Here is a 24,993-nt window from a genome sequence, read left to right on the forward strand (position 1 = left end):
TGGCCAACTGGTCGCGCGGGGCCAGCCAGCGGGACGTCACGCGCGCCGTCTTGCCCCGGAAAGCGCCCCGCTTGCGCGGCGGCAAGTGCGGCGCAGAGCCTGGCTGCGACTTGTCAGCCAGGGGAAGTAAAATCACGGCTTCCGATCATCGAGGATAGTCGTGTCTGCTTCCGTACTGAAGAACGATGTGTTCTTGCGCTCGCTGCTGCGCGAGCCCGTGCCCTACACCCCGATCTGGCTGATGCGCCAGGCCGGCCGCTACCTGCCTGAGTACCGCCAGACGCGGGCCCGCGCGGGTTCCTTCATGGGCCTTGCTCAGAACCCGGACTACGCTTCGGAAGTCACGTTGCAGCCGCTGGAGCGTTTCGACCTGGACGCAGCCATCCTGTTCTCGGACATCCTGACGGTGCCGCACGCCATGGGCCTGGGCCTGGACTTCGCCGAAGGCGAGGGTCCGCGCTTCGCCCGTCCGGTGCGTACCGAAGAAGACGTGGCGCGCCTGGAAGTGCCGGACATGGACAAGCTGCGCTACGTGTTCGATGCCGTGCGCACGATCCGGCGCGACCTGGACGGCAAGGTGCCGCTGATCGGCTTTGCCGGCAGCCCCTGGACCATCGCCTGCTACATGGTGGAAGGCCAGGGCAGCGACGACTACCGCCTGATCAAGACGCTGCTGTACGCGCGTCCCGACTTGCTGCACCGCATCCTCGAAATCAACGCCGAAGCCACGTTGCAGTACTTGAACGCGCAGATCGCCGCCGGCGCCCAAGCGGTGATGCTGTTCGACAGCTGGGGCGGCGTGCTGGCGGATGGCCTGTTCCAGCAGTTCTCGCTGGCCTACACCCGCAAGGTCGTGGCCGGGCTGACCCGCGAACACGAAGGCCGCCGCGTGCCGGCCATCGTCTTCACCAAGGGCGGCGGCCAGTGGCTGGAACAGATCGCCGCTTGCGGCGCCGATGCCGTGGGCCTGGACTGGACGGTGGATCTGGCCGCCGCGCGGCGCCGCACCGGGGACTCGGTCGCGTTCCAGGGCAACCTCGACCCCATGGCCTTGTTCGGCGGCGGACCCGCCATCCGTGCCGAGGCGCGGCGCGTGCTGGACGCGTTTGGACCGGTGGGCAAGGGCGGCCATGTGTTCAACCTGGGACACGGTATTTCCCGCTTTACTCCGCCAGAAGCCGTAGCCGAATTGGTTGATGAAGTCCATCAGCACAGCCGTTCGCTGCGGGGGTAAGTGAGTGAACGCTTCGGTCTACAGGGCCGGAGCAGGAGGGTCCCCGGGGACACTTGTGCACAGCAAGATTGCTCTCGGGGAAAACCCTTTAGATGCTAGTTTACAATCTCGGAAGCTCTAATAAGTCATTGTTTTTAATGATTAAATTAGGGTTTTCAACAAGATTTCGCAAGTTTGCGCAATCTTGTCAAATTCCAATTTTCGATGTTGCTCCAGCCTTTTCCCCAAAGTTATCCACAGGCGGAAAATGGGGCGCGCGGGCATCATCCGGGATCATCCGTCTACATGCTCCGTCCTAGCTCCCATGTCTGAAGCGCAGCCGAATACGACCCCCGCGGTCTGCTGGGTGCGGGTGGCGCTGGACGTGCCCTTGCCCGGCCCCTTCGATTACCGCAGCGACGCGCCGGTGACGGTGGGCCTGCGGGTCATCGTGCCGTTCGGCCGCCGCAAGCTGATTGGCGTGGTGGTGGACAACCCGGCGGAGCCGTCTTTCGACCCCAAGCAGATCCGGCCGATCGAAGAGGTGCTGGATGACCTGCCGCCTTTCGACGAGGACTGGCTGCGTCTGGCCCGCTTTGCCGCCGACTACTATCAGCGGCCGCTGGGCGAGGTGATGCTGCCCACGCTGCCGCCGCCGCTGCGCAAGCCCACGGCCTACCAGGGCAAGCGCTCGGCCGGCGGACCCGTGGCGCGCCTGGACGGGCGCAAACGCAAGGTGGTGCGCGCGCCGGCCCAGGCGGATCAGCCGCCGGAACTCAACGACGCCCAGCGCGAGGCGGTGGACGCCATCGGCGCGCTGGACGGGTTCAAGCCCGTGCTGTTGCACGGCGTGACGGGTAGCGGCAAGACCGAGGTGTACCTGCGCGCGGCCGAAAGGGTGTTGGCGGCGGGACGCCAGGTGTTGCTGATGGTGCCCGAAATCAACCTGACGCCGCAGCTCGAAGGCGCGCTGCGCGCGCGCCTGGAGGCGCTGGTCGGACCGGACGGCCTGGCGGTCATGCATAGCGGCCTGTCCGATGGCGAACGCCTGCAGGCCTGGACCCGCGCCCAGCGCGGCGAGGCCCGCATGTTGCTGGGCACGCGCATGTCGGTGTTCGCGCCCTTGAGCCAGTTGGGCCTGATCGTGGTGGACGAAGAACACGACGCGTCCTACAAGCAGCAGGACGGCTTGCGCTATTCGGCGCGCGACCTGGCGGTGTGGCGCGCCCATGACCTGAATATCCCGGTGGTGCTGGGGTCGGCCACGCCGTCCCTGGAGACCTGGCAGCATGCCGAGCGCGGCCGCTACCTGCGACTGACCCTGCCGGGCCGCGCGCGCGCCAGCAGCCTGCCGTCCATGCGCCTGATCGACACGCGGCGCCTGCAACTGAAGCAGGGCATGTCGCCGCAGTTGCTGGACGCCATCGGGCAGCGTCTGGAACGCAAGGAACAGTCGCTCATCTTCCTGAACCGCCGCGGCTATTCGCCGGTGCTGCATTGCCAGTCTTGCGCCTGGGTCAGCAATTGCCCGCGCTGCACCGCGTTCACCGTCCTGCATCGCACCGACGGCCGCGGCCATCGCCTGCAATGCCATCACTGCGGCTATCAGGCCCCCGTGCCGCGCGCCTGCCCCGAATGCGGCGACCAGGACCTGGCGCCGATGGGACGCGGCACGCAGCGGGTCGAGGAGCATCTGGCGGAGTTGTTTCCCGAGGCGCGCATCCTGCGCATCGACGCCGACAGCACGCGCAAGAAGGGCAGCGCCGAAGCGCTGTTCGCCTCGGTGCATGCCGGCGAGGTGGACATCCTGGTCGGCACGCAGATGGTGGCCAAGGGCCACGACTTCGCGCGCCTGGGACTGGTGGGCGTGCTGAACGCGGATTCCATGCTGTTCGCGCACGACTTCCGCGCGCCGGAGCGTTTGTTCGCGCAGCTGATGCAGGTGGCGGGCCGCGCCGGCCGCCATCAAGGCAACGGCGAGGTGCTGATACAGACCAACTACCCTGAGCAGCCGGTCTACCAGGCGTTGCTGCGGCACGATTACGCGGGCTTTGCCCGCCATGCCCTGCACGAGCGGGAAAGCACCGGCCTGCCGCCTTTTGTTTACCAAGCCCTGCTGACCGCCGAGGCGCGCGAGCTGAAGGTGGCGCTGGAGTTCCTGGAGCGGGCGCGGGCCTTGCCGGAAGGCGAGTGGGCGGCCGACTTCCCGGGCCTGGACGCCATCATGCTGTACGACCCGGTGCCGCTGCGCGTGGTACGCGTGGCCAATATCGAGCGTGCGCAGTTGCTGGCCGAAAGCAGCAGCAGGCCGGCCTTGCAGGCCTTCCTGACGTCCTGGTCGCATCACCTGCCGTACCTGGCCAACGAAGCGCGCGTGCGCTGGCAACTGGAAGTCGATCCGCTGGAAATCTGATCGGCCGCGGCCTGGGCCAATGCGCCGTCGATCCGATTGTTCTATGATCTTTCTCCTCTATCGCGCCGGCGCGGCAGGCCCGCTGCGGCGGCTGCGCCCGTCCCCTTTTTCTCGCGTGTTACCGGCCCGCTGACGGGCGGCCGCAAGCTCCGTGCTTGCTGGCCGCAGCTTCAATGCGGCCGCCGCGATGCATGATCACCTGACTCAAATGTCCGCCAGCGAACCTATAGCCCAAGGCATGAACCCCGCTCAACGCGAAGCGGTGCTGTACCTGGACGGCCCCTGCCTGGTGCTGGCCGGCGCCGGCAGCGGCAAGACGCGCGTGATCACGCAGAAGATCGCCTACCTGCTGCGCGAATGCGGCTACATGGGGCGCAACGTGGTGGCGCTGACCTTCACCAACAAGGCCGCGCGCGAGATGGATGAGCGCGTGAAGACCCTGGTGGACCGCAAGCTGTCCAAGGGCCTGATCATCAGCACCTTCCATTCGCTGGGTGTGAAGATGCTGCGCGAGGAAGCGCGCAATGCGGGGCTGAAGCCGACGTTTTCGATCCTGGACGCCGACGATGCCATGGCCATCATCCAGGAACTGCTGAACACTACCGACAAGGCCCGTCTGCGCCACGTGCAGGGCATCATCTCGCTGTGGAAGAACGGTTTGATGGAACCGGACGATGCCGCGCGCGAGGCCATCACGCCGGCCGACGTGGAAGCGGCCAACGTCTACCGCAGCTACGCCGCCACGCTGGCCGCCTACCAGGCGGTGGACTTCGACGACCTGATCCGCATCCCGGCGCTGCTGCTGGCCAACAACGAAGAAGTGCGCACCCGCTGGCAGAACCGCGTGCGCTATCTGCTGGTGGACGAGTACCAGGACACCAACGTGTGCCAGTACCGCCTGGTGCAGTTGCTGACGGGCTCGCGCGCCATGTTCACGGCGGTCGGCGACGACGACCAGGCGATCTACGCCTGGCGCGGCGCGACCATCGAAAACCTGGCCAAGCTGACCACCGACTACCCCAACATCAAGCTCATCAAGCTGGAGCAGAACTACCGTTCGGTGCAGCGCATTCTGGCGGCCGCGAACCAGGTGATCGAAAAGAATCCCAAGCTGTTCGACAAGAAGCTGTGGTCCGAGCTGGGGGTGGGCGAACCCATCCTGGTGTCGGCCATGGACGGCGAGGAACAGGAGGCCGAATCCATCGCCATGAAGGTGTCGGCGTCGCGCTTCGAGCGCCAGGCGCAGTGGAAGGATTTCGCCATCCTGTACCGCAGCAACCATCAGTCGCGCATCCTGGAACAGGCGCTGCGCAACCTGAAGATTCCGTACACGATTTCGGGCGGCCAGAGTTTTTTCGACAAGACCGAAGTGCGCGACGTGCTGGCCTATCTGCGCATCCTGGCCAACGACGACGACGATCCGGCCTTCATCCGCGCGGCCACCACGCCCAAGCGCGGCATCGGCCAGGCCACCTTGCAGACGCTGGGGCAGTACGCCGCCAGCCGTGAACTGTCCCTGCTGGCGGCAGTGGCCGAGACCGGCCTGGAAAGCCTGCTGGCGCCACGGCAGTTGGAGCCGCTGCGCACCTTCACCGAGTTCATCCGCCGCATGCAATGGCGCGCCGGCCGCGGCGCGGCCGATGCCAAGACCGCCGCGCCGTCCGAGCCCGCGGGCGTGCTGCTGGACGATCTGCTGGAGGCCATCCAGTACGAACGCCATCTGTATGAGCTGTTCGAAGAGCGGCCCGCGCAGACGCGCTGGCAGAACGTGCTGGAGCTGACCGGATGGCTCAAGCGCAAGGCCGAAGAAGACAACATGACGCTCTTCGATCTGGTGCAGCACGTGGCGCTGGTCACCATGCTGGAGCGCGGCGAGGAAGAAGAGCCCGATGCCGTGAAGATGTCCACCCTGCATGCCTCCAAGGGGCTGGAGTATCCGCACGTGTACCTCGCGGGCGTCGAGGAAGGCTTGCTGCCGCACCTGGGCAAGGACGACGAGGTCGGCGACCCGGCGCGCGCGGCCGAGAACCTGGCTTCGCGCATCCAGGAAGAGCGCCGGCTGATGTACGTGGGCATCACGCGCGCGCAGCGCAGCCTGAACCTGAGCTGGTGCAAGCGCCGCCGCCGGGCGCGCGAGGACCTGGTGCGCGAGCCTTCGCGCTTCATCGAGGAAATGGGCCTGGGCGATGTGCGCATGCAGGAAGACGCGGCCACCGCCGCGATGAATCCCAAGGAGCGCATGGCCATGCTCAAGGCGCTGCTGAAGAAATAGGGGCGGGGCGGCGGCTTGTGGAAAGCCGCGGCCTGCTCCTACACTGGACTGCGCCCGCCCCACGGTCCGGGGCGCGGCAACCCCGTGGATCGAAGGAGCGCGCCATGTGTCGCTGGCTGGCTTATACCGGTAGTCCCATACAGATGGAGAGTGTGCTGTTCAAGGCCAAGCACTCCCTGATCGACCAGAGCCTGCACTCGCGGCTGGGCGCCACCACCACCAATGGCGACGGCTTCGGGCTGGGCTGGTATGGCCGTCAACACGAAGGCCAGCCGCTCGAGCCGCCGTTCCGCTACCGCAGCGTGCATCCGGCCTGGAACGACCGCAATCTGCGCGAGGCCGCGCGCGCGATCCATGCGCCGCTGTTCGTGGCGCACATCCGCGCCGCCACCGACACGCCCGCGCAGGAAACCAACTGCCATCCGTTTCGCCATGGCCAGTGGCTGTTCGTGCACAACGGCGTCATCCGCGACTATCCGCTGCTCAGGCGCGACCTGATGCTGATGATCGCGCCGGCCTATTTCGGGTCGCTGGAAGGGTCCACGGATTCCGAGGTGATGTTCCTGCTGGCCTTGAGCTTCGGCCTTGAGGAAGACCCGCTGGCGGCGCTGGCTCGCATGGTGGGCGCGGTGGAAGAGACTGGCAGGCGGCATGGCGTGGCGCAGCCCATCAACATGACGGTCTGCGCGCTGGACGGCCAGCGCCTGATCGCCGTGCGCTATTCCAGCGAGGCCGATTCGCGCACGCTGTTCCACAACACCTGCGTGCGCCATCTGCGCCAGCTGTATCCCGACAATCCGCAGATCGCGGCGTTGGATGATGACGCCTTCATGCTGCTGTCGGAGCCCTTGACCGAGATGCCCGGCGCCTGGGAGGAAGTGCCCGAAGCCACCGCCATCATCGCGGGCGGCGGCACGGTGGCGCATTATCCTTTTGTGCCGGTGCCGCCAGGAGCCTGAGCCAGGGTTCAGTGCCCCGTATGCAGGGCCGGATTCAGCGTGCCCCAGGCGGCGGTGCGCACCAGGCACTCCACGGCGCCGGTCTGCGAATTGCGGCGGAACAGCAGGCCTTGCTGGCCCGCCAGCGAGGTGGCCTTCACCACCGCGCCTTCCGGCGTCAGCACGCGCGTGCCGGCGGTGATGTAGCAGCCGGCTTCCACCACGCAGTCGTCGCCCAGCGAAATGCCGATGCCCGAGTTGGCGCCCAGCAGACAGCGCTTGCCGATGGACACCACCTGCTTGCCGCCGCCCGACATGGTGCCCATGATGGATGCGCCGCCGCCGATGTCGCTGCCGTCGTCGACGATGACGCCGGCGCTGATGCGGCCTTCGACCATGGACGCGCCCAGCGTACCGGCGTTGAAATTGCAGAAGCCTTCATGCAGCACCGTGGTGCCGGGCGACAGATGCGCGCCCAGGCGCACGCGCGCGGTGTCGGCGATGCGCACGCCGCCGGGCATGACGTAGTCGGTCATGCGGGGAATCTTGTCCACGCCGCGGATTTCCAGGATCTGGCCAGAGGCGCGCAGGTGCCAGCGCAGCGCATCCACCTGATCCACCGCGCAGGGGCCGGCCGAGGTCCAGGCCACGTTGGCCAGCACATTGAACAGGCCGTCCAGGTTGGCGTCGTGCGGGCGGATCAAGCGGTGGCTGAGCAGGTGCAGGCGCAGATAGGCGTCGTGCGCATCGACCGGCGGTTCGTCCAGCGACGAGATCGCGGTACGCACGGCGACGATGTCGACCTTGCGGCGGGTGTCGCGGACCAGGGCGGTGGGCACGTGTTCGCCCAGCGCGGCGCGGGCTTCCTCGGGCGACAGGTGGCGGGTGCCGGTGGCCGGCGAGTTGTCGGCCAGCGAGGGACGCGGATACCAGGTGTCCAGGATGGCGCCGTCGGCGGCCAGCGTGGCGACGCCATAGGCGATGGCGCTGAGGGGCTTGGGGGAGTCGGCCATGATGAAAGAGGAAGGGCGCAGTCTGAGTGCGTAATTCTAAGGCGAAAGGGCTGCGGCTTTCAGAGGTTGCCGAAGGCCCATCGCAGGCTCAGCGAGCCAGTGTGCTCGCGGTTGCCGCCGCCATACTGGCCGCCGTAGGCCAGGCCGATGACGGCCGAGCGCGACACGGCGATTTCCAGGCCCGCGCCCGCCAGCGCAGCGGACCGGGCGATGGGCGCGCCGGCCACCGACAGTACGCTGCCGCCGTCCAGCACCAGGGTGGTTTCCGGCTGCACGTCGCCGAAGGCCCGGCGCCAGCCCAGCGTCGCATGCAGCTTGCCAAAGGTGGGGCCGAGCGCGAAGCCGGTCTGGCCCCGCAGCCCCAGCGTGGTGGTGGTCTGCCGGATCCGTCCCGCGTCGCCCGAGAGCGCCGTGGAACCGCCCGATTCGCTGAAGCTGCGCGTGCGCACATTGCGCACGGCCAAGCCGGCGAACGGTTCGATGGCGGCGCGTGGCGACAGTGCCAGCTCGTAACCCAGTTCCGAGAAGGCCTGCGCGGTGTAGGCGCTGAAGTCGGCGGTCAAGGTCTGCCGGGCGATGCCGGGCATCTCGAAATGCCGTCGGGTGTCGATGTCGTGCCAGGTGTAGGAGGCGGCCGTCAGCAGGTTCAGCTTGCCCGGGCCCGCGTCGAACGACCTCTTGCCATAGATCCCCGCGGTATAGCTGTACACGTCCAGCCGCGCATCGGCCGCGTCGATGCGGACCCGGCTGCGGGTGGCGCCCAGCGCGCCGCCCAGGCGCCAGCCGGCGCCGGCATCGAATTCGCCGCCGCCATACACGCCGGTGGTGCGTTGCTTGATGCGGGCCGTGTTGGCGCCGCCTTCCAGCGTCTGCCAATTGTCGACGGCGACGAGCCAGCCCGGCTGGGTCGGCGCGGGACGGGTCGGCCGATCGGCAAGCAGGCTGTGGTCCGGTTCGGCCTGTCCGGTGTGGGCGTGCGCCGCGCCAGCCGCGCACAGGGCTTGCATGGCGAGCGCCCGCGCCAGCAGTTGCCGGCGCACGGCTATCGGTGGCGGCAAGGACTTTTTACGCCAGTTCTTTCAGCAGCAACTCCCAGAATTTCATGCGCTGTTCCAGCGTCGAAACCAGGATGTACTCGTTCAAGGTGTGCGCGCCGTCGCCGTCGGCGCCCAGGCCGTCCAGCGTCGGGATGCCCATGGCGGACGTGAAGTTGGCGTCGCTGCCGCCGCCCGTCATGGGTGCGTCTTCCAGCAGGAAGCCGGCGCGTTCGGCGTAGCCCTGCACCAGCGCCAGCAGATCGGCGGCGGCTTCGGTCTTCACCATGGGCGGACGGTTCAGTTCCACGTCGATGTCCAGTTCCACGTCCGGACCCACGGCGCACAGCTCGCGCATGCGGCGCAGCACGTCCTCGGCGGCGCCCATGTCGGGCACGCGGAAGTCGACCACGCAGCGGCACAGCGCCGGCACGGTGTTGGTCACGGTGCCGCCGGCGATGGTGCCGACGCTGACGGTGATGCCACGGTCATAGTCGGTCATGGCTTCCAGCGCCAGCACCTGGTGGGCCATTTCGCGGATGGCGCTGCGGCCTTTCTCGTGCTGCATGCCGGCATGGGCCGGACGGCCCTTGACGTTCAGGTTCAGCATGCCGGTGCCCTTGCGCGCCGTGACGCACTTGCCGCCGTTGGGGCGGGCGGGTTCGCAGACCAGCGCGTACTTGGCGTTGGCGGCGAAGCGCTCGATGTGCGCGCGCGACGCGTGGCTGCCGGTTTCTTCGTCGGGCACCACCAGGAAATCCACCGGCAGCTGGGTCGCGCCGGGGCGAGCCAGGCCGGACAGCGCGGTCAGCGCCAGGTAGATGCCGGCCTTCATGTCGTAGCCGCCGGGACCATAGAGGCGGTCGCCTTCGATGCGTACCGGGTTCTCCAGCAGCGTGCCTACCGGATGCACCGTGTCCATGTGCGCCAGGATCAGGATGCCGGGGCGCGTGTCGCCGGGGGCGCGGTTGGTCGCGTACAGCAGCGGGCCCGTGGTCGGGCCCAGCGACGACAGTTCCACCGTCAGGCCGGCGGCCGCGGCGTAGTCGGCGATGATGCGCGCCATGGCGGCGATGCCTTCGGGGAAGTTCGAGGGCGATTCGCATTGCAGCCAGCTCTTGATGCCGGCGACGATCTGTTCAGTGCTCTGGGTGTTGGACATGACGGTATCGGATATCTGCAACGAAGAAAATGGGAGCGGTCAGGCGACCTGCTGGCCGGCCAGGCGGGCCAGTTCGGCGTCATCGGGCATCTTGCCATCGAACCAGAGGCTGGCGCACACGGCGGACATGGCGCGGCCGTCGTGGCCGATGCCGGGCACGACCTGCAGCTTCCAGCCGAACGGCACGCCGCGGCGCTCGGCCTCCTTGCGGCCGAACTCGAAGTAGTTCTGGGCGCGCGCAAAGCGGTGCGGGCCTTGACGCATGGCGGCGGGTTCGGACGGCAGGTTGGGGTCGTCGGTGGCGATGTCCTGGTCGCCCGCCAGGATGGTCATCGGGTAGGCCAGCAGCTTGACCAGGTGCTCTTCGGTCAGGCCGACGCCGTCCATGCCTTCGGGGAAGGGATAGTCGAACGTGGGCAGCGTGTACCAGCCCGGGTTGCCGGCAGTCACGGCCTTGAACGGCGCGTGCGGCTGGCTGCTCATCAGGCGGTGCACGAACTGGCCGCCCGCGGAATGGCCGAACAGGTAGACGTTCTGGCCGTCGGTGATTTCGCCGGCGATCAGGTCCTTGATGACGTTGCCCACCAGCGCGTAGGTCCAACCGTCGATGTGGCGCGGATTGCCGCCGGCCGAAAACACGCGGCCGTTGTTGTAGCTTTCCACGCCGGGCCAGATCTCGTTGGAGAAGGTCAGCGCCACGATCAGCAGCTTGTGCTTGTCGGCGGCTTCCACCCAGAAATCGCGGTACTCGTCGCCGTTGCGCAGCACGCCGTGCTGCACGATGACCACCGGCATGTCGGGCGTGTAGCCGTAGGGGCGGTAGGTCTGGAGCTTGAAGGGACGGTCGGAGTTGCGGTCCTCGTCCACATACAGGATGGCGTTGCGGCCGGCATGGCCCAGTTCGATGGCGATGCGGTCGACGTTGGACATCTCGGAGGGTTTCATCAGGCGTTCGCCTCATTCAGGTGGCAGGCCGACCAGTGGCCTGCCGAGATTTCTTTCAGGACCGGCGCCTGCTCGCGGCAGCGCGGCATGGCGTGGGGGCAGCGGGGATTGAAGGTACAGCCCGGCGGCGGGTTCAGCGGCGACGGGATTTCGCCCTTGATCGGCGTGAACTTGCGGCCGCGGCGGCCCACGTCCGGCACCTCGGCCATCAGGGCCTGGGTATAGGGATGGTTGGCGCGCGCGAAGATCTCGGCCGACGTGGAGATTTCCACGATCTTGCCGAGATACATGATCGCCACGCGGTCCGAGATGTGCTTGACGACGCCCAGGTCGTGGCTGATGAACAGGTAGGTGAAACCGTGCTGTTCGCGCAGGTCCATGAACAGGTTGATCACCTGCGCCTGGATCGACACGTCCAGCGCGGCCACGGGCTCGTCGCAGACCAGGAACTTCGGCGCCACCATCAGCGCGCGGGCGATGCCGATGCGCTGGCGCTGGCCGCCCGAGATCTGGTGCGGGAAGCGGTCGCGGTATTCGGGGTCCAGGCCCACTTCCTTCAGCGCCTGGTCGATGCGCGCGGGAATCTGGGCGGCGGGCGCCAGCTTGTGGACCTTGAGCGATTCGCCCAGGATCTGGCGCAGGCGCTGGCGCGGATTCAGCGAGGCCTGCGGATCTTGGAAGATCATCTGCACGCCCAGCGTGTAGGCGAGCTTGTCGGCGCCGCGCAGGCGGCGGGCTTCCTGGCCCTGGTACAGCAGCTGGCCTTCAGTCTGGCCGTGCAGCCCGGCGACGACGCGGCCCAGCGTGGACTTGCCGCAGCCGGACTCGCCGACCAGGCCCACGACTTCGCCGCGCTTGATGGACAGGTCCACGCCGTTGACCGCATACACGGTGCGGCGGTCGATGGGACGGCCGGTCAGGGCCAGGATGCGCTGGGCCAGGTCGGGCCGTTGCTCGAAGCGCTTGTGGACGTTCTTGAGCTCGATGACGGGAGTATCGGCTTGGCTCATACCGGCTGGGCCTCGCGGGTAATCGGCACGTAGCAGCGGTAGTTGCGCGCGCCTTCGGTGGTGACGGTGGGGGCTTGTTCGGTGCAACGCGTGACCGCGCTGGTGCAGCGCGGGCGGAACGGACAGCCCGAGGGACGGCCGGCGAGGCTGGGCGCCATGCCGTTGATCTGGTGCAGGCGTGCGCCAGGCTGGGTGGCGCCGGGCATCGAATCCAGCAGGCCCTTGGTGTAGGGGTGGCGCGGCGCATCCAGCACCTCTTCGACCGGGCCGCTTTCGACGATGCGGCCGGCGTACATCACGGCCACGCGGTCGGCCAGTTCGGCCACCACGCCCAGGTCGTGGGTGATCCAGATCAGCGCCGTGTTGTGCTCGCGGCAGATCTCCTGCATGCGGTAGAGGATCTGGCCCTGGATGGTGACGTCCAGCGCCGTGGTCGGCTCGTCGCAGATGATCAGGTCGGGCTTGTTCAGCATGGCGATCGCGATCGCCACGCGCTGGCGCATGCCGCCCGAGAATTCGTGCGGATAGCTCTTCAGGCGCTTTTCGGGTGAAGGAATGCCGACCATGGCCAGCGCCTCGCGGCAGCGTTCCTCGGCTTCCGCGCGCGGCACGTTTTCGTGGGTGAGGATGGCTTCCATCATCTGCTCGCCGATGCGCAGCACCGGATTGAGCGTCATCAGGGGATCCTGGAAGATCATGGCGATGCGGTTGCCGCGCAACTGGCGCATCTGCTCTTCGCTCAGCTTGCGCAGGTCCGTGCCCTTGAACTTCACTTCGCCGTCCACCACTTCCCCGGGCGGGTCGATCAGACCCAGGAGCGAAAAGCCCGTGACGGATTTGCCGGAACCCGATTCGCCGACCAGGCCGACGATCTCGCCGCGGCGCACGGTCAGGTCGACGCCGTCGACCGCCAGCCAGGCGCCGGCTTCGGTATGGAATGCGGTGCGCAGGCCGCGCACTTCAAGAATGTTTTCGCTCATTTCAGTTGCCCATTGCGCCAACCGCGGCGCATGTAATGGAGATAGCTCCATCGGGATGCCGCGGAGCCGGCTTTGCCGGTCCGCAGGCATGCCCCCTTGAGGGGGAAGCGCGCAGCGCTTCGGGGGTGGGCCTCATCTCTTGGGGTCCAGGCTTTCGCGCAGGCGGTCGCCCACGATATTGATGGAGAGGATCAGCAGCAGCAGGGCGATGCCCGGGAACAGGCTGATCCAGTAGTCACCCGACAGCAGGTACTGGAAGCCGTTGGAAATCAGCAGGCCCAGCGAGGGTTCGGTGATGGGCACGCCCACGCCCAGGAACGACAGCGTCGCTTCCAGCGCGATCGCGGTTGCGATCTGGATGGTGGCGAACACCATGACGGGACCCAGGCAGTTGGGCAGCAGGTGGAACAGCATGATGCGCCAGGCCGGGAAGCCCAGGTTGGCGGCGGCTTCCACGTATTCCTTGCGGCGTTCCTGCAGCGCGCGGCTGCGCATGATGCGGGCGTAATGCCCCCACTGCACCAGCACCAGGGCCAGGATCACCTTGTCGACCCCGCGCCCCAGCACCACCAGCAGCACCAGCGCCACCAGGATGGTCGGAAAGCCCAGGATGAAGTCGACAATGCGCATGAGCACGGTGTCGACCACGCCGCCGACATAGGCGGCCACCAGGCCGATGGCGCCGCCCACGGCGGTGGCCAGCACCACGGCGGACAGGCCCACCATCAGGCTGATGCGCAGGCCATACAGGATGGCGCTGAGCATGTCGCGGCCCTGGTCGTCGGTGCCGAGCCAGGCGATGCTGCCGTCCATCAGCGCCTGGCGCGGCGCCAGGCGGCCGTCCATCAGCGAAAGGTTGGCGAGGTCGTAGGGATTCTGCGGCGCGAAGTAGGGCGCGAAGACCACCAGCACGATCAGGATGGTCAGCGCGATGACGGAGCCGCGCACCGTCGGGCGCGCGTGCAGTTTCTTCAGGATGGAGGCGCGCTGGGGCGTCTCAGCCAGGGGCTGGACGGTGCGGGTGCGGCCGGGATTCGGAGTTTGAGCCATGGCGGATTATTGAGCGGGAGTCACGAGCTGCACGCGCGGATCGAGCGTGGCGTACAGGATGTCCACAACCAGGTTGATGATCACGAAGATCAGGGTGACCAGCATCACGTAGGCCACCACGACCGGGCGGTCCAATTGGTAGACGCTGTCGATCAGCAGCTTGCCCATGCCTGGCCATGCGAACACGGTTTCGGTGATGGTGGAATAGGCGATGAGGGTGCCGAATTCCATGCCGATCACGGTGACCACGGGGATCAGGATGTTGCGCAGGATGTGGCGGCGCACGATGCGGCCGGGCTTGACGCCCTTGGCGCGCGCGAACTTCACATAGTCCTGGCTGCGGGCCTCGACCACGCCGGACGCGGTCAGGCGCAGCACCAGCGCGATGTTGGCCAGCGCCAGGTTGATGGCCGGCATGATCAGGTGCGACCAGCCGTCGGCAGTCAGAATGGACAGGGGCACGCCCAGCACGGTGACCGTGTCGCCGCGGCCGGTGGCGGGCAGCCAGCCCAGCCACACCGCAAACAGCAGGATCAGCATCATGCCTTGCCAGAAGTTCGGCAGCGAAAAACCCAGCACCGAGGATGCCATGATGCCGCGGCCCAGCGGCTGGTCGCGGTACAGGCCCGCGATCAGCCCCAGCGGAATGCCGAACACACAGGTCAGCATGATGGCCACGACCACCAGCTCGAACGTGGCGGGAATGCGCTGCACGATCAGTTCGATGGCGGGGATGCCGTGCACGAAGGAGGTGCCCAGGTCGCCGTGCAGCGCGCGCCACAGGAATCCTGTGTATTGCTGCCATACCGGCAGGTCCAGGCCCAGGCGGGCGATCATCGCCTCGCGTGCGGCCTGGCTGGCTTCGGGGCTGACCAGCAGTTCGATCGGATCGCCCACGGCATAGACCGCGAAGAAGACCACGACCGAAACGGCCAGCAGCACGAACAGACTCTGTATCAGTCTGCGTAGGATGAACAAGGCCACGAGATTATTTCCTTGGTGGGCTCAGGGTTTGCGGGCGCCGCGTAGGGTCTTACTTGGCGGGCTTGGCCGACATGGCCAGGGTGTACTGGTCGGCGCGGCCTTCATAGGTCAGTCCCTTGCGGAACGCCCAGATGCTGCTTTCGAAATGCAGGGGAATGCTGGGCAGGTCGGCCAACGCCAGCGTCAGCGATTCCTGCAGCAGTTTCTCGCGCGCGGCCGGGTCCACGGTGACGAGGGCGCGCTTGAACACGCGGTCGAACTCGGGGTTGTCATAGCCGCCGTAGTTGCTGGTGCCCAGGCCGTGTTCCTTGTCGAACGCGCTGACCCAGTATTGCAGGAAGGACGAGGCCTCGCCGGTTTCCGACGACCAGCCGCCCATGGCGAAGCTGAACTCGCGCTTGGCGCGCTTGGGGAAGTAGACCGAGCGCGTCATGGTGTCGACGGTGGTCTTGATGCCCACGCGCGACAGGTATTGCGCTACCGCCTGCGTGATCTGCGCGTCGTTGATGTAGCGGTCGTTGGTGGACGAGACGGTCAGTTCGAAGCCGTTCGGGTAGCCGGCCTCGGCCAGCAGCTTCTTGGCGGCGGCCGGGTCGTACTTGAGCTCGGGCGGCTTGGGCAGGGTGCCGAACATGCCGTCGGGCAGGAATTGGTTGGCCGGCGTGGCGGCGCCGTCCATGATGCGGTCGGCGATGGTCTTGCGGTCGATGGCCATGGAAATGGCGCGGCGCACGCGCACGTCCTGCAGCGGGTTCTTGCCGTCGGCGGCCTTGACGCCGGGGCTGGGATTGCGCGCCACGTCGGGCTGGAAATACACCACGCGTACCGACGGCGTGATGACGTGGCCGAAACCCGGGGTCTCCGAAATGCGCTTCACGTCGCGCGCGGCGGGGTTTTCGATCAGGTCGAAGTCGCCCGCCAGGAGGCCCGTCAGGCGCGGGCCGGCAGCCGGCACCGGCACCATCTTCACGTCCTTCCATGCGGGCTTCGCGCCCCAGTAGGCATCGTTGCGCGTCAGCTCGATCGCGGTGCCCTTGACGTAGCTCTTCAGCGTGTAGGGCCCGGTGCCGATCACGGAGCGGCCGGTATTGAAGTCGGCCACGGTGGGCCAGGCGCCGGTGACGCCGCACTTGTTCTTCAGGTCGAAGCTGATCGGGCCGTGTTCGGCGATGCCGTTCCACAGCATGCCCATGCGGGTCAGGTCGTTGGGCAGCAGCGGATAGGGCTGGCGCGTCTTGATCACCAGCGTGTTGCCGTCGCGCACCTGGACGTCGGCGAACTTCTGCACGATGGAAGGGTACGAGCTGCTGATGGACTGCTCGTTGTTGACCACGCGGCAGAAGGTGAACAGCACGTCCTGCGCCGTGAAGGGCTGGCCATTGGAAAACTTGACGCCGTCGCGCAGCGTGAATTCCCAGGTCGTGTCGTCCACCGGCTTCCAGGCCGTGGCCAGGCGCGGGATCAGGTCCATCTTGGCATCCTGCCCCACCAGCGTCTCGAACATGTGCGAGGTCATCGCATCGTTCGGCGTGGCCTGGTGGTAGTGCGGATCCATCGACGTCGGCTCGGACGACAGGCCGATCCGCAGAACGCCGGCGGCGTCCTGCGCGATGGCCGCGGTGGTACAGGCGGCCATGGCGAAGGCCGTGAGCATGCTGCGGTAGAGCGTCTGGGCAGACATGGATTTTGTCCCTTTGTTGTATTGGTTATGGTGTTGCAGGGCAGCGTTCCTGGCGGGCCGCCGCGGATCTTCAGGCGATGGGCTGCGCCAGCCGGACGACGGTCACGCCGGGCCGCAGATTGGCGGTGGACGGCATGATCAGCACGCAGTCGTCATAAGGCGTGACGACGGGCTCGCCCTCGGACCAGCCGATCAGGTCGCCGGCGCGGGCCAGCGTTTCCAGGCCCTTCCAGGGCTGGGCGAAGCGGAAATCGGCGCTCTTGGCGGCGATCGCATGCGTGACGCGCAGTGCGCGCTGCGTGGGCGCCGCGGGGGCGAACCAATCCGCGGGCAGGTCGCCGCGGTCCACCGTGCCCGCTTCCACCAGGAAGCGCGCCATCTGGTCGACGGCCACGCCGCGCGCCTCGGGCGCGCCATGGAAGCCGCATTCGATCAGCAGGGAACGGGTGCCGTTGTCACCGGCTTCGCCGAAGCGGCCGTAGTCGCGCATGCGCACGCCCGCGGCATGGCCGGCGTCGGCGATGATGGTGGCGGGGTTGCCCAGCGCCAGCGCCAGATCGATATTGCGTTGCTCCATGCCGGTCAGCTGCAGCGGCACGTCGGAATTGCTCATCGAATGGAAGTCCAGCAGCCAGTCGGCCTGCTCGACCCAGGGCTGGATCTCGGCTGCGCGGCGGCGTTCCTGGCTGGCGGGCGCGCTCAGCTTGTCGTCGCTCCAGACGCGGTTCATGTCTTCGTCGACAAAGCGCGCGGGCGCGTAGTTGGCGGGGTCGAAGCGGTCGAACGCCGCCAGGTTGCAGAACGCCAGCGTCAGCGAACCGCGGCGCGGGCGCAGGCCTGCCGCCAGCGCGTCCTTCAGCGCCCAGGCGCCGCAGAGTTCATTGCCGTGGATCAGCGCGCTCAGCATGACGCGCTTGCCCGGCACGCCCGAATCGAAATGCCAGACCCCCGGGGTATCCGTGTTGCCCACCCGCTCCGCCGACAAGTTCGGACAGGCAAGTAGAAATGGGCGCGGTGTGGACGCGGGGGCGGACGTGGGCATGGGAACTCCGATGAAGCGACGGGATTGTATAGGCGATGGCGCTGGGGTGGCGGCTAGCCGCCGGCATGAGCGGGCGCCGCGGCGCGGCGGGCGCTGAAACAGGCTGCTAACACGGGTTTTCCCTTATATATAGGGCGCGTCAGGCGCGCGCCGCCTTTGAGTATTGGGCGAATTCTAGGAGCTTGGCTGCTTTCTCTACAATTAGAATATTTATCTCAAGCTTTGCAGAAAAGGCAAAGCTTGTTCCCCATTCCCAATCCCTGAGAACCGCGAGGGCTGACGTGCACGGCATCGCCTTGAAGTATTTTCTGGAGGTTGCCCAGGCGGGCAGCCTGAGCGGCGCGTCCGAGCGCCTGCATGTGGCGGTGTCGGCCATCAGCCGGCAGATCGCCAAGCTGGAGGAAGAGGCGGGCGCGCCGCTGTTCGAGCGCGCCGCGCGCGGCATGGTCCTGAGCGAAGCGGGGCAACTGCTGCTGGCGCATGCCCGCCGCACCATGCTGGAAGCCGATTCCGTGCTGCAGGAAATCGCCGCCATCAAGGGAGCCGCGCGCAACGAGATCCGGGTGGCCTCGGTCGAGGGCGTGGCGCGGATCTTCCTGCCCTCGGTGATGGCGCGTTTTCGCCGCGACTGGCCCAACATCCGCTTCGACCTGCACGTGGGTTCGCCGGCCGAGGTCAGCCGCCGGGTGGCCGAAGGCAGCGTGGAGCTGGGGATGGTCTTCATCGCCGAACGCATAGGCGGGGTCAGTCCGCGCTATTCGCGCCGCGCGCCGGTGCATGCGGTGATGGCGGCCGACCATCCGCTGGCGGGCCGCGCCAGCGTCAGCCTGCAGGATCTCAGCCAGTATCCGCTAGCCTTGACCGGGCCCGGCACCACCACGCGGCAGCTGTTCGAAATGGGCTGCGCGCTGGAGTCGGTGCAGCTGGAGCCGGCGCTGACCTGCAACGATTCCTCGCCGCTGCACGGTTTTGTCTTCGGGTCGGACGCCATCATGCTCAGCGGCTATATCTCGGTGGCCTGGAGCTTGCGGCGCGACGAGCTGATCGCCGTGCCGATTTCCAACGCCGAGCTGCAATCGCGCACCCTGCAGATCCAGGTCATGCCGGGCCGGGTGCTGCCGCCGGCGGCCGAAGCCTTCGTCGAACTGCTGGCGCGGGAACTGGACGACGCGTTGCAAGGCAGGGCGGCGGCATAGTCTGCCAAGGGTGCAAAAAAAAAACGGCTGCCCTGGGGCAGCCGTTTTCGTTCAGGCGGACCTGATTACTTCTTTTCGGGCGTGACCGAGGTGGCCAGCGTGTACTGGTCGCGGCGGCCTTCGTAGGTGATGCCCTTGCGGAAGGCCCAGATGCTGCTTTCGAAGTGCAGCGGGATCAGCGGCACGTTGTCCAATGCGATCTGGGTGGACTGCTGCAGCAGCTTCTCGCGCTTGGCCGCGTCCACCGTCACGATGGCTTCCTTGTAGACCTTGTCGAAGTCGGCATTGCTGAAGCCGCCGTAGTTGCTGGTGCCCAGGCTGTTGGGGGAATCCAGGGATGCCACCCACAGCTGGAACAGCGCCGAGGCTTCACCCGTTTCCGCCGGCCAGCCGCCCATCGAGAAGCTGAACTCGCGCTTGGCGCGCTTGGGGAAGTAGATGGAGGCCGTCATGGCGTCCACATTGGTCTTGATGCCGACGCGGGCCAGGTACTGGGCCACGGCTTGCGCCACCTGGCCGTCGTTGACGTAGCGGTCGTTGGTCGACGACAGCGTCAGTTCAAAGCCGTTCGGGTAGCCGGCTTCGGCCAGCAGCTTCTTGGCGCCTTCCGGGTCGAACTTGATTTCCGGAGCCTGGGGCAGCGCGCCGAACATGCCGTCGGGCATGTACTGGAAGGCGGGCGTGGCCATGCCGTCCATGATGCGGGCGGTGATGGTCTTGCGGTCGATGGCCATCGAGATGGCCTTACGCACGCGCAGGTCCTGCAGCGGGTTCTTGCCGTCGGCGCTCTTGACGAAGGGGCTCGGGTTGCGGCCCACGTCCGGCTGGAAGAACACCAGGCGGGTCGACGGGGTGGCGACGAAGCCGAACTTGGGGTTGTCCTTCAGGCGCGGCAGGTCGCGAGCGGCGGGGTTTTCGATCATGTCGAAGTCGCCGGACAGGAGGCCGGTCAGGCGCGGGCCGGCCGACGGCACCGGCACGAACTTCACTTCCTTCCAGTACGGCTTGGGGCCCCAGTAGTTTTCATTGCGGACCAGCTCGATGCCGGTGCCCTTGACGTAGGACTTCAGGGTGTACGGGCCGGTGCCGATGGCATCCTTGCCGTTGTTGAAGTCGGCCACGGTGGGCCAGGCGCCGGTTACGCCGCAACCCTTCTTGGGGTCGAACGTCAGCTTGCCGTGCTCGACGATGCCGTTCCAGACGATGGGCAGCGAGCGCGCCAGTTCGGCGGGCATCAGCGGGAAGGGCTCGCCGGTCTTGATGATGACGGTGTGCGCGTCCGGCGTCTGCACGTCGGTGATGCGCTTGGTCATGTCCATGTAGGACTGCGACACGTTGGTTTCGTTGTTCAGCGTGCGGCAGATGGTGAACAGCACGTCTTCGGACGTGAACGGCTTGCCGTTGGAGAACTTGACGTCGTCGCGCAGCTTGAATTCCCAGGTCTGGTCGTCCAGCGTCTTCCAGGAAGTGGCCAGTGCGGGCACCAGCTTCATGTCGGCGCTGCGACCCACCAGGGAACTGTAGACGTGCGCGGAGAACGCGTCGTTCTGCGTCATCTTGTGATAGTGGGGGTCCGCCGAGGTGGGTTCGGCCGACAGGCCGATCTTCAGCGTCTGGGCTTGGGCGGCGGCCAGGGGAATGGCGGCGGCCGCAAGGGCCAGGGTAGTGCGCAACTTCATGGTGACAACTCCGGATGGGGAACGAACCGGATCGCGCCTGCGTGTAAACCGGCCTGCGCCAGCCGCGCGGGCGGCGTCGCCTGGAAGGGGCTCAGGGGGTTTTGGCGCCGGGCACGACGGCAAGGGGCCGATTATCGGTAGGGGCTTCGCGCACTGTCAATGCGCAATGGCAAGCGCGGCGCTAGGGAAAACGCGGAGAGGGAGGGGGAAAGAGGGCGCCGCGCTGCCTCGTCTGGAGGCCTGCGCGGCGCGATGGCGCCCGGGTGAGGGACTGGGCGCCGAAGAACCGCCGCAAGGGGCGCCGGGAAGCCGGCGGGCGTTGCGGCGGGGTCGCGCCAGGCTGAATCGCGGGAGATCGATCGCGACTCAGGCCGGCGCGGCAGGGCTTACCACTGCGAACCGGAGAAGCGCGAGCTGGCGGCGCGGGCCTTGTTCATCGACTCGTTCACTTCGTCGATGAAGGAAAACACGGCGGCAACAGCTGCCACTACGGCTTGGCCGGCCTTCTTCAGGCTGGTCAGCGGATGGGAATTCGGTTGGTTCTCGAGGGCGCCGCGTAGCAGATCGCGCTCCAGCGCGTCGGTCAGGCGGGCAGTGTGGTTCAGGGTCAGTTCGCTCATGGTTTGCTCCAGTCCGTTTCGTCTTGGTGTAAACCATTATAGGGATAACCCTAGGGTCGATGCAATGCTATTTTTAGGGTAAACCCCTATATGTTGTAAAAATGTTTATTCCCCAGGGACTTAGCCGCTATTTCGCAGGGCGCGGGCTGCGTCCGCCAGCTCTCCGGCGGTCAGTCCGATGGGGCCGACACCCTGGGCCACCAACGCATCGGCCGCCGCTCCGTGCAGCCAGACGGCGCCGGCCACGGCCTGGTCCAACGGCAGCTTCTGGGCGATCAGCGAACCCAGCATGCCCGCTAATACGTCCCCGGTTCCGGCGGTGGCGAGCCCCGGATTGCCGCTGGTGTTGACCCGCAGATCGCCATCCGGGGAGCTGACCACGGTGCCTGCGCCCTTCAGCACGATCCAGGCGCGGTAGCGTAGCGCCAGTTTCCTGGCGGCGGCCGGGCGGTCGGCCTGCACCTCGGCCGTATCCACGCCAAGCAGCCGCCCGGCCTCGGCCGGATGGGGCGTCAGCACCACGGTGCCCTCGCCCCAGTTGGGTTGGATGTCGCCGCGGGCCAACAGATTCAGCCCGTCCGCGTCCAGCACCAGCGGCGCTGCGCGGCGCAGCACGAACAGTTCGGACAGGGCGTTGGCCGCCAGGGCGCCCGTGCCTATGCCGCATCCCGCCACCCAGGCGGTGACGCCCCAGTCTTCTTCCAGCAGCGAGCGGGCGTCGCGCAGCATCAGTTCGGGCTGCTGCGGATCGCAGGCCAGCGGCGCGGCGTCCTGGGCGAAGCCGACCAGCACCTTGCCGGCGCCGGTCTTCAGGGCGGCGCGCGCGGCCAGCAGCGCCGCGCCCGTCATGCCCGGGCCGCCGCCCACCACGCCCACCGTGCCGAAACTACCCTTGTGAGTGTCGCGGCCGCGCGGCGCGAACAGGGCGGGCAGGGCGGCGCGGTCGATGGCGCCGCCGGCGGACGGGGCGGTAGTGTTCATGGGCTGAGGCTCCTGGGGATGGCGGCGTGGCGCGAAGGCGCGTATCTACTATAGTGCGCCCAAACCGGCCGGCATCCGGTCCGGCCCAAGACTAGACGACGTGGAGACGAACATGAGCGACATCACGCTGGAACACTATTCCGCCTATGAGTCCCTGAAACTGCGCCGGCACCCCGGCGGGGTGCTGGAGGTGATCATGGGCGCCAAGGGCGGCAAGCCGGGCAAGCTGTCCACCGCCGACGACCGCATGCACCGCGAACTGGCAGACATCTGGCGCGATATCGACACCGATCCGGACACCCGGGTGGTGGTGATCCGTGGCGAGGGCAAGGGCTTTTCGGGCGGGGGCGACCTGGACCTGGTGCAGCAGATGGCCGACGATTTCGACGTGCGCACCCGCGTCTGGCGCGAGGCCCGCGACCTGGTCTACAACATCATCAACTGCAACAAGCCCATCGTGTCCGCCATGCATGGCGCGGCCGTGGGCGCGGGCCTGGTGGCCGGCCTGTTGGCCGACATCTCCATCGCCGCACGCGACGCGCGCATCATCGACGGTCATACCCGCCTGGGCGTGACGGCCGGCGACCATGCCGCCATCGTCTGGCCGTTGCTTTGCGGCATGGCGCGCGCCAAGTACTACCTGATGCTGTGCGAAACCGTGACCGGCGAGGAAGCCGAGCGCATCGGCCTGGTGTCGCTGTGCGTGGACGAGGCCGAACTCATCGGACGTGCCTTCGAAGTCGCCAACAAGCTGGCCGCAGGCTCCCAGACCGCGATCCGCTGGACCAAGTATTCGTTGAACAACTGGCTGCGCATGGCGGGGCCGAGCTTCGATACCTCGCTGGCCCTGGAATTCATGGGCTTTGGCGGCCCGGACGTACGCGAAGGGATCCAGTCCCTGCGTGAACGCCGCGCGCCGAACTTCCGGCCGGATTCGCCGTTCTGAGGCGGCGGATTGCGCGCGTTGGGGCAGGGCGCGCAATCCGGCTTTCCTACTTCTTGAAGAACTTCGCGAACGCCGCCTGCGCTTCCTCGGATTGCAGGCGGATGCGGAACTGCTGGGCTTCGTAGTCGAGCGTGTCCTGGATCGCCTGGCGGTCCGGGCGGCGTAGCATGGCCTTGGTCAGGCGCAGCGCGGCCGGCGGCTGGCGCGCCAGGTCGGCGGCGGTGGCCTGCGCCGCCGCCAGCGCCTGGCCCTTGGGCGTGACCGACGTGGCCAGCCCGGCGTCGCAGGCGTCTTGCGCCGTGAAGGCCTTGCCCTGCAACAGCCATTCGGCGGCGCGGCGGGCGCCGGCCAGGCGCGGCATCAGCAGGCTGGAAGCGCCTTCCGGACACAACCCCAACGCCACGAACGGCATGCGCAAGGTGGCGCCTTCGCCGATGTGGACGAAATCGCAGTGCTGCAGCAGCGTCACGCCGATGCCGATGGCATAGCCTTCGACCGCGGCAATGACCGGCACGTCCGCCATGGACAGCGCGCGCAGGAAAGTCAGGCCCGCGCTGTCGCCGGCGCCGCGCTCCGCCTGGAAGTCGCGCAAATCGTTGCCCGCCGTGAAATGCTCGCCCGCGCCGGTCAGGATGACGGCCGCCAGCGCGGTGTCGGCCGACGCCAGCGCGATCTGCTCGGTCAGCGCGGCATAGGTGGCGGTATCCAGCGCGTTGCGGCGATCCGGACGGTTGATGGTCAGCGTCAACACCGCGCCGTCGCGGCTGACCTGCAGACCGGCGCTCATGCGCCGAAACCGTTGGCCAGACGGGTCTTGGCGTCTGCGTATTCGCTGCGCAGCGTGTCCACGATCTGGCGGGTCGGCAGCACGCTGGCGATGCCGCCCACGCCCTGGCCCGCGCCCCAGATGTCCTTCCAGGGCTTGACCCGGGTCGAGCCGAAATTCGACGCGCCGCTGTCGGGCTGCGGCAGGTTGGCCGGATCCAGCCCGGCGGCGGCGATGCTGGCCTTCAGGTAGTTGCCGGGGATGCCGGTGAAGAACGGGGTATACAGGATGTCCGAAGCGCTGGCATCCACGATGGCGGATTTGTAGCCTTCGCTGGCGTTGGCTTCCTCGCTGGCGATGAAGCGCGTACCCATATAGGCGAAGTCCGCGCCCATGGCCTGCGCGGCCAGGATGTGCGCGCCCGAGGTGATCGCGCCCGACAGGATCAGCGGGCCGTCATAGAAGCGGCGCACTTCGGACACCAGCGCGAAGGGGCTGAGCGTGCCCGCATGGCCGCCGGCGCCGGCGCACACCAGGATCAGGCCGTCCACGCCGGCTTCCAGCGCTTTTTCGGCGTGGCGGATGGTGGTGACGTCGTGGAATACCTTGCCGCCCCAGTCATGCACGCCTTTGACCAGGTCTCCGGGGGCGCGCAGGCTGGTGATGATGAGCGGCACGCGGTGGCTGGCGCACACGGCCAGGTCCTGCTCCAGCCGGTCGTTGGACTGGTGGATGATCTGGTTGACCGCGAATGGCGCAACCGTCGCCCCGGGGTTGGCCTCGCGGTGCGAGGCCAGGCCGGCCTGGACTTCGTCCAGCCAGTCGGTCAGCAGGCTTTGCGGACGCGCGTTCAGCGCGGGGAACGACCCCACGATCCCGCTGGTGCACTGCGCCACCACCAGCTTGGGGTTGGACACGATGAACATCGGGGCGCAGATGACCGGCAGGGACATCTGGCCGTACAAATCAGTCACAAGAGAGTGGGGCATGGCGTCGTCGCGGAAAAAGGTCACTGGAGGACTTGAACATCGGGACTTGAGCATCCTAGGCGGGTGTGCCTATAATTAC

21 protein-coding genes are annotated in these 24,993 nt (G+C 67.4%); 6 read left to right on the top strand and 15 right to left on the bottom strand.

The features are described from left to right. Positions 1–160 precede the first annotated feature (160 nt). The 4 genes from hemE to IAG39_RS01915 all read left to right on the top strand — a co-directional run bounded on the left by hemE (position 161) and on the right by IAG39_RS01915 (position 6,857). Complete coding sequence (gene hemE / locus IAG39_RS01900; protein WP_059377279.1) at positions 161–1,234, top strand: uroporphyrinogen decarboxylase; 1,074 nt, start codon at positions 161–163, stop codon at positions 1,232–1,234. A gap of 304 nt (positions 1,235–1,538) precedes the next feature. Beyond that, entirely contained in the window at positions 1,539–3,626 is a 2,088-nt protein-coding gene (locus tag IAG39_RS01905; RefSeq protein ID WP_118933381.1) for a primosomal protein N', read from the top strand. Positions 3,627–3,834: 208 nt separating this feature from the next. Then, positions 3,835–5,898, top strand: a complete 2,064-nt coding sequence (locus tag IAG39_RS01910) for a UvrD-helicase domain-containing protein (protein ID WP_059377283.1) — start codon at positions 3,835–3,837, stop codon at positions 5,896–5,898. A 104-nt stretch (positions 5,899–6,002) separates the two neighbouring features. After that, positions 6,003–6,857, top strand: coding sequence for a class II glutamine amidotransferase (locus IAG39_RS01915; protein ID WP_118933380.1), 855 nt, complete (start codon positions 6,003–6,005; stop codon positions 6,855–6,857). A gap of 8 nt (positions 6,858–6,865) precedes the next feature. On the opposite strand, the gene dapD is transcribed toward IAG39_RS01915, so the two are convergent. The 10 genes from dapD to IAG39_RS01965 all read right to left on the bottom strand — a co-directional run bounded on the left by dapD (position 6,866) and on the right by IAG39_RS01965 (position 17,737). Next, positions 6,866–7,849 (bottom strand): 2,3,4,5-tetrahydropyridine-2,6-dicarboxylate N-succinyltransferase, encoded by a 984-nt coding sequence (gene dapD / locus IAG39_RS01920; protein ID WP_118933379.1) that lies wholly within the window; start codon positions 7,847–7,849, stop codon positions 6,866–6,868. Positions 7,850–7,908: 59 nt separating this feature from the next. After that, positions 7,909–8,907 carry an autotransporter outer membrane beta-barrel domain-containing protein gene (locus IAG39_RS01925; RefSeq protein WP_223283427.1) on the bottom strand — a complete coding sequence of 333 codons (999 nt, stop codon included), beginning with the start codon at positions 8,905–8,907 and terminating at the stop codon, positions 7,909–7,911. 7 nt (positions 8,908–8,914) lie between these two features. After that, entirely contained in the window at positions 8,915–10,045 is a 1,131-nt protein-coding gene (locus tag IAG39_RS01930) for a M20 family metallopeptidase (RefSeq protein ID WP_054455173.1), read from the bottom strand. A 39-nt stretch (positions 10,046–10,084) separates the two neighbouring features. Then, the gene (locus IAG39_RS01935; RefSeq protein WP_118933378.1) at positions 10,085–10,990 is read right to left on the bottom strand and encodes an alpha/beta hydrolase; all 906 of its coding nucleotides are present in this window, start codon (positions 10,988–10,990) and stop codon (positions 10,085–10,087) included. Then, a complete protein-coding gene (locus IAG39_RS01940; RefSeq protein ID WP_013391145.1) occupies positions 10,990–12,000 on the bottom strand; it encodes an ABC transporter ATP-binding protein in 1,011 nt (336 codons plus the stop codon). Before IAG39_RS01940 ends, IAG39_RS01935 begins: the two co-directional genes overlap by 1 nt. Then, positions 11,997–12,980, bottom strand: a complete 984-nt coding sequence (locus IAG39_RS01945) for an ABC transporter ATP-binding protein (RefSeq protein ID WP_059377297.1) — start codon at positions 12,978–12,980, stop codon at positions 11,997–11,999. Before IAG39_RS01945 ends, IAG39_RS01940 begins: the two co-directional genes overlap by 4 nt. Positions 12,981–13,112: 132 nt before the next feature. Continuing rightward, positions 13,113–14,030: an ABC transporter permease gene (locus IAG39_RS01950; RefSeq protein WP_059377300.1), complete on the bottom strand. Its 918-nt coding sequence runs from the start codon at positions 14,028–14,030 to the stop codon at positions 13,113–13,115. A gap of 6 nt (positions 14,031–14,036) precedes the next feature. Beyond that, positions 14,037–15,014, bottom strand: a complete 978-nt coding sequence (locus IAG39_RS01955) for an ABC transporter permease (RefSeq protein ID WP_013391148.1) — start codon at positions 15,012–15,014, stop codon at positions 14,037–14,039. Between the two features lie 49 nt (positions 15,015–15,063). Then, complete coding sequence (locus IAG39_RS01960; protein WP_059377303.1) at positions 15,064–16,695, bottom strand: ABC transporter substrate-binding protein; 1,632 nt, start codon at positions 16,693–16,695, stop codon at positions 15,064–15,066. Between the two features lie 70 nt (positions 16,696–16,765). After that, positions 16,766–17,737, bottom strand: coding sequence for a succinylglutamate desuccinylase/aspartoacylase family protein (locus IAG39_RS01965; protein WP_118933377.1), 972 nt, complete (start codon positions 17,735–17,737; stop codon positions 16,766–16,768). Between the two features lie 281 nt (positions 17,738–18,018). Here IAG39_RS01965 and IAG39_RS01970 point away from each other — a divergent pair, with 281 nt between their 5' ends. Further along, positions 18,019–18,933, top strand: a complete 915-nt coding sequence (locus tag IAG39_RS01970; RefSeq protein WP_054455159.1) for a LysR family transcriptional regulator — start codon at positions 18,019–18,021, stop codon at positions 18,931–18,933. A gap of 65 nt (positions 18,934–18,998) precedes the next feature. On the opposite strand, the gene IAG39_RS01975 is transcribed toward IAG39_RS01970, so the two are convergent. The 3 genes from IAG39_RS01975 to IAG39_RS01985 form a co-directional block, all read right to left on the bottom strand. Beyond that, the gene (locus IAG39_RS01975; RefSeq protein WP_059377307.1) at positions 18,999–20,612 is read right to left on the bottom strand and encodes an ABC transporter substrate-binding protein; all 1,614 of its coding nucleotides are present in this window, start codon (positions 20,610–20,612) and stop codon (positions 18,999–19,001) included. Between the two features lie 386 nt (positions 20,613–20,998). Beyond that, on the bottom strand, positions 20,999–21,232 hold the full coding sequence (locus IAG39_RS01980; protein WP_054455155.1) for a hypothetical protein: 234 nt from the start codon (positions 21,230–21,232) through the stop codon (positions 20,999–21,001). 120 nt (positions 21,233–21,352) lie between these two features. Further along, a complete protein-coding gene (locus tag IAG39_RS01985) occupies positions 21,353–22,213 on the bottom strand; it encodes an NAD(P)H-hydrate dehydratase (RefSeq protein WP_118933376.1) in 861 nt (286 codons plus the stop codon). Between the two features lie 112 nt (positions 22,214–22,325). Here IAG39_RS01985 and IAG39_RS01990 point away from each other — a divergent pair, with 112 nt between their 5' ends. Further along, on the top strand, positions 22,326–23,159 hold the full coding sequence (locus IAG39_RS01990; RefSeq protein ID WP_013391155.1) for an enoyl-CoA hydratase/isomerase family protein: 834 nt from the start codon (positions 22,326–22,328) through the stop codon (positions 23,157–23,159). Between the two features lie 46 nt (positions 23,160–23,205). Here the strand turns inward: IAG39_RS01990 and IAG39_RS01995 are convergent, their stop codons facing one another. Beyond that, complete coding sequence (locus IAG39_RS01995; protein WP_118933375.1) at positions 23,206–23,946, bottom strand: enoyl-CoA hydratase-related protein; 741 nt, start codon at positions 23,944–23,946, stop codon at positions 23,206–23,208. After that, positions 23,943–24,914: an NAD(P)H-dependent flavin oxidoreductase gene (locus IAG39_RS02000; RefSeq protein WP_059377647.1), complete on the bottom strand. Its 972-nt coding sequence runs from the start codon at positions 24,912–24,914 to the stop codon at positions 23,943–23,945. Before IAG39_RS02000 ends, IAG39_RS01995 begins: the two co-directional genes overlap by 4 nt. Positions 24,915–24,993: the final 79 nt, after the last annotated feature.

It is taken from the genome of Achromobacter xylosoxidans (assembly GCF_014490035.1).
Classification (GTDB): domain Bacteria; phylum Pseudomonadota; class Gammaproteobacteria; order Burkholderiales; family Burkholderiaceae_B; genus Achromobacter; species Achromobacter bronchisepticus_A.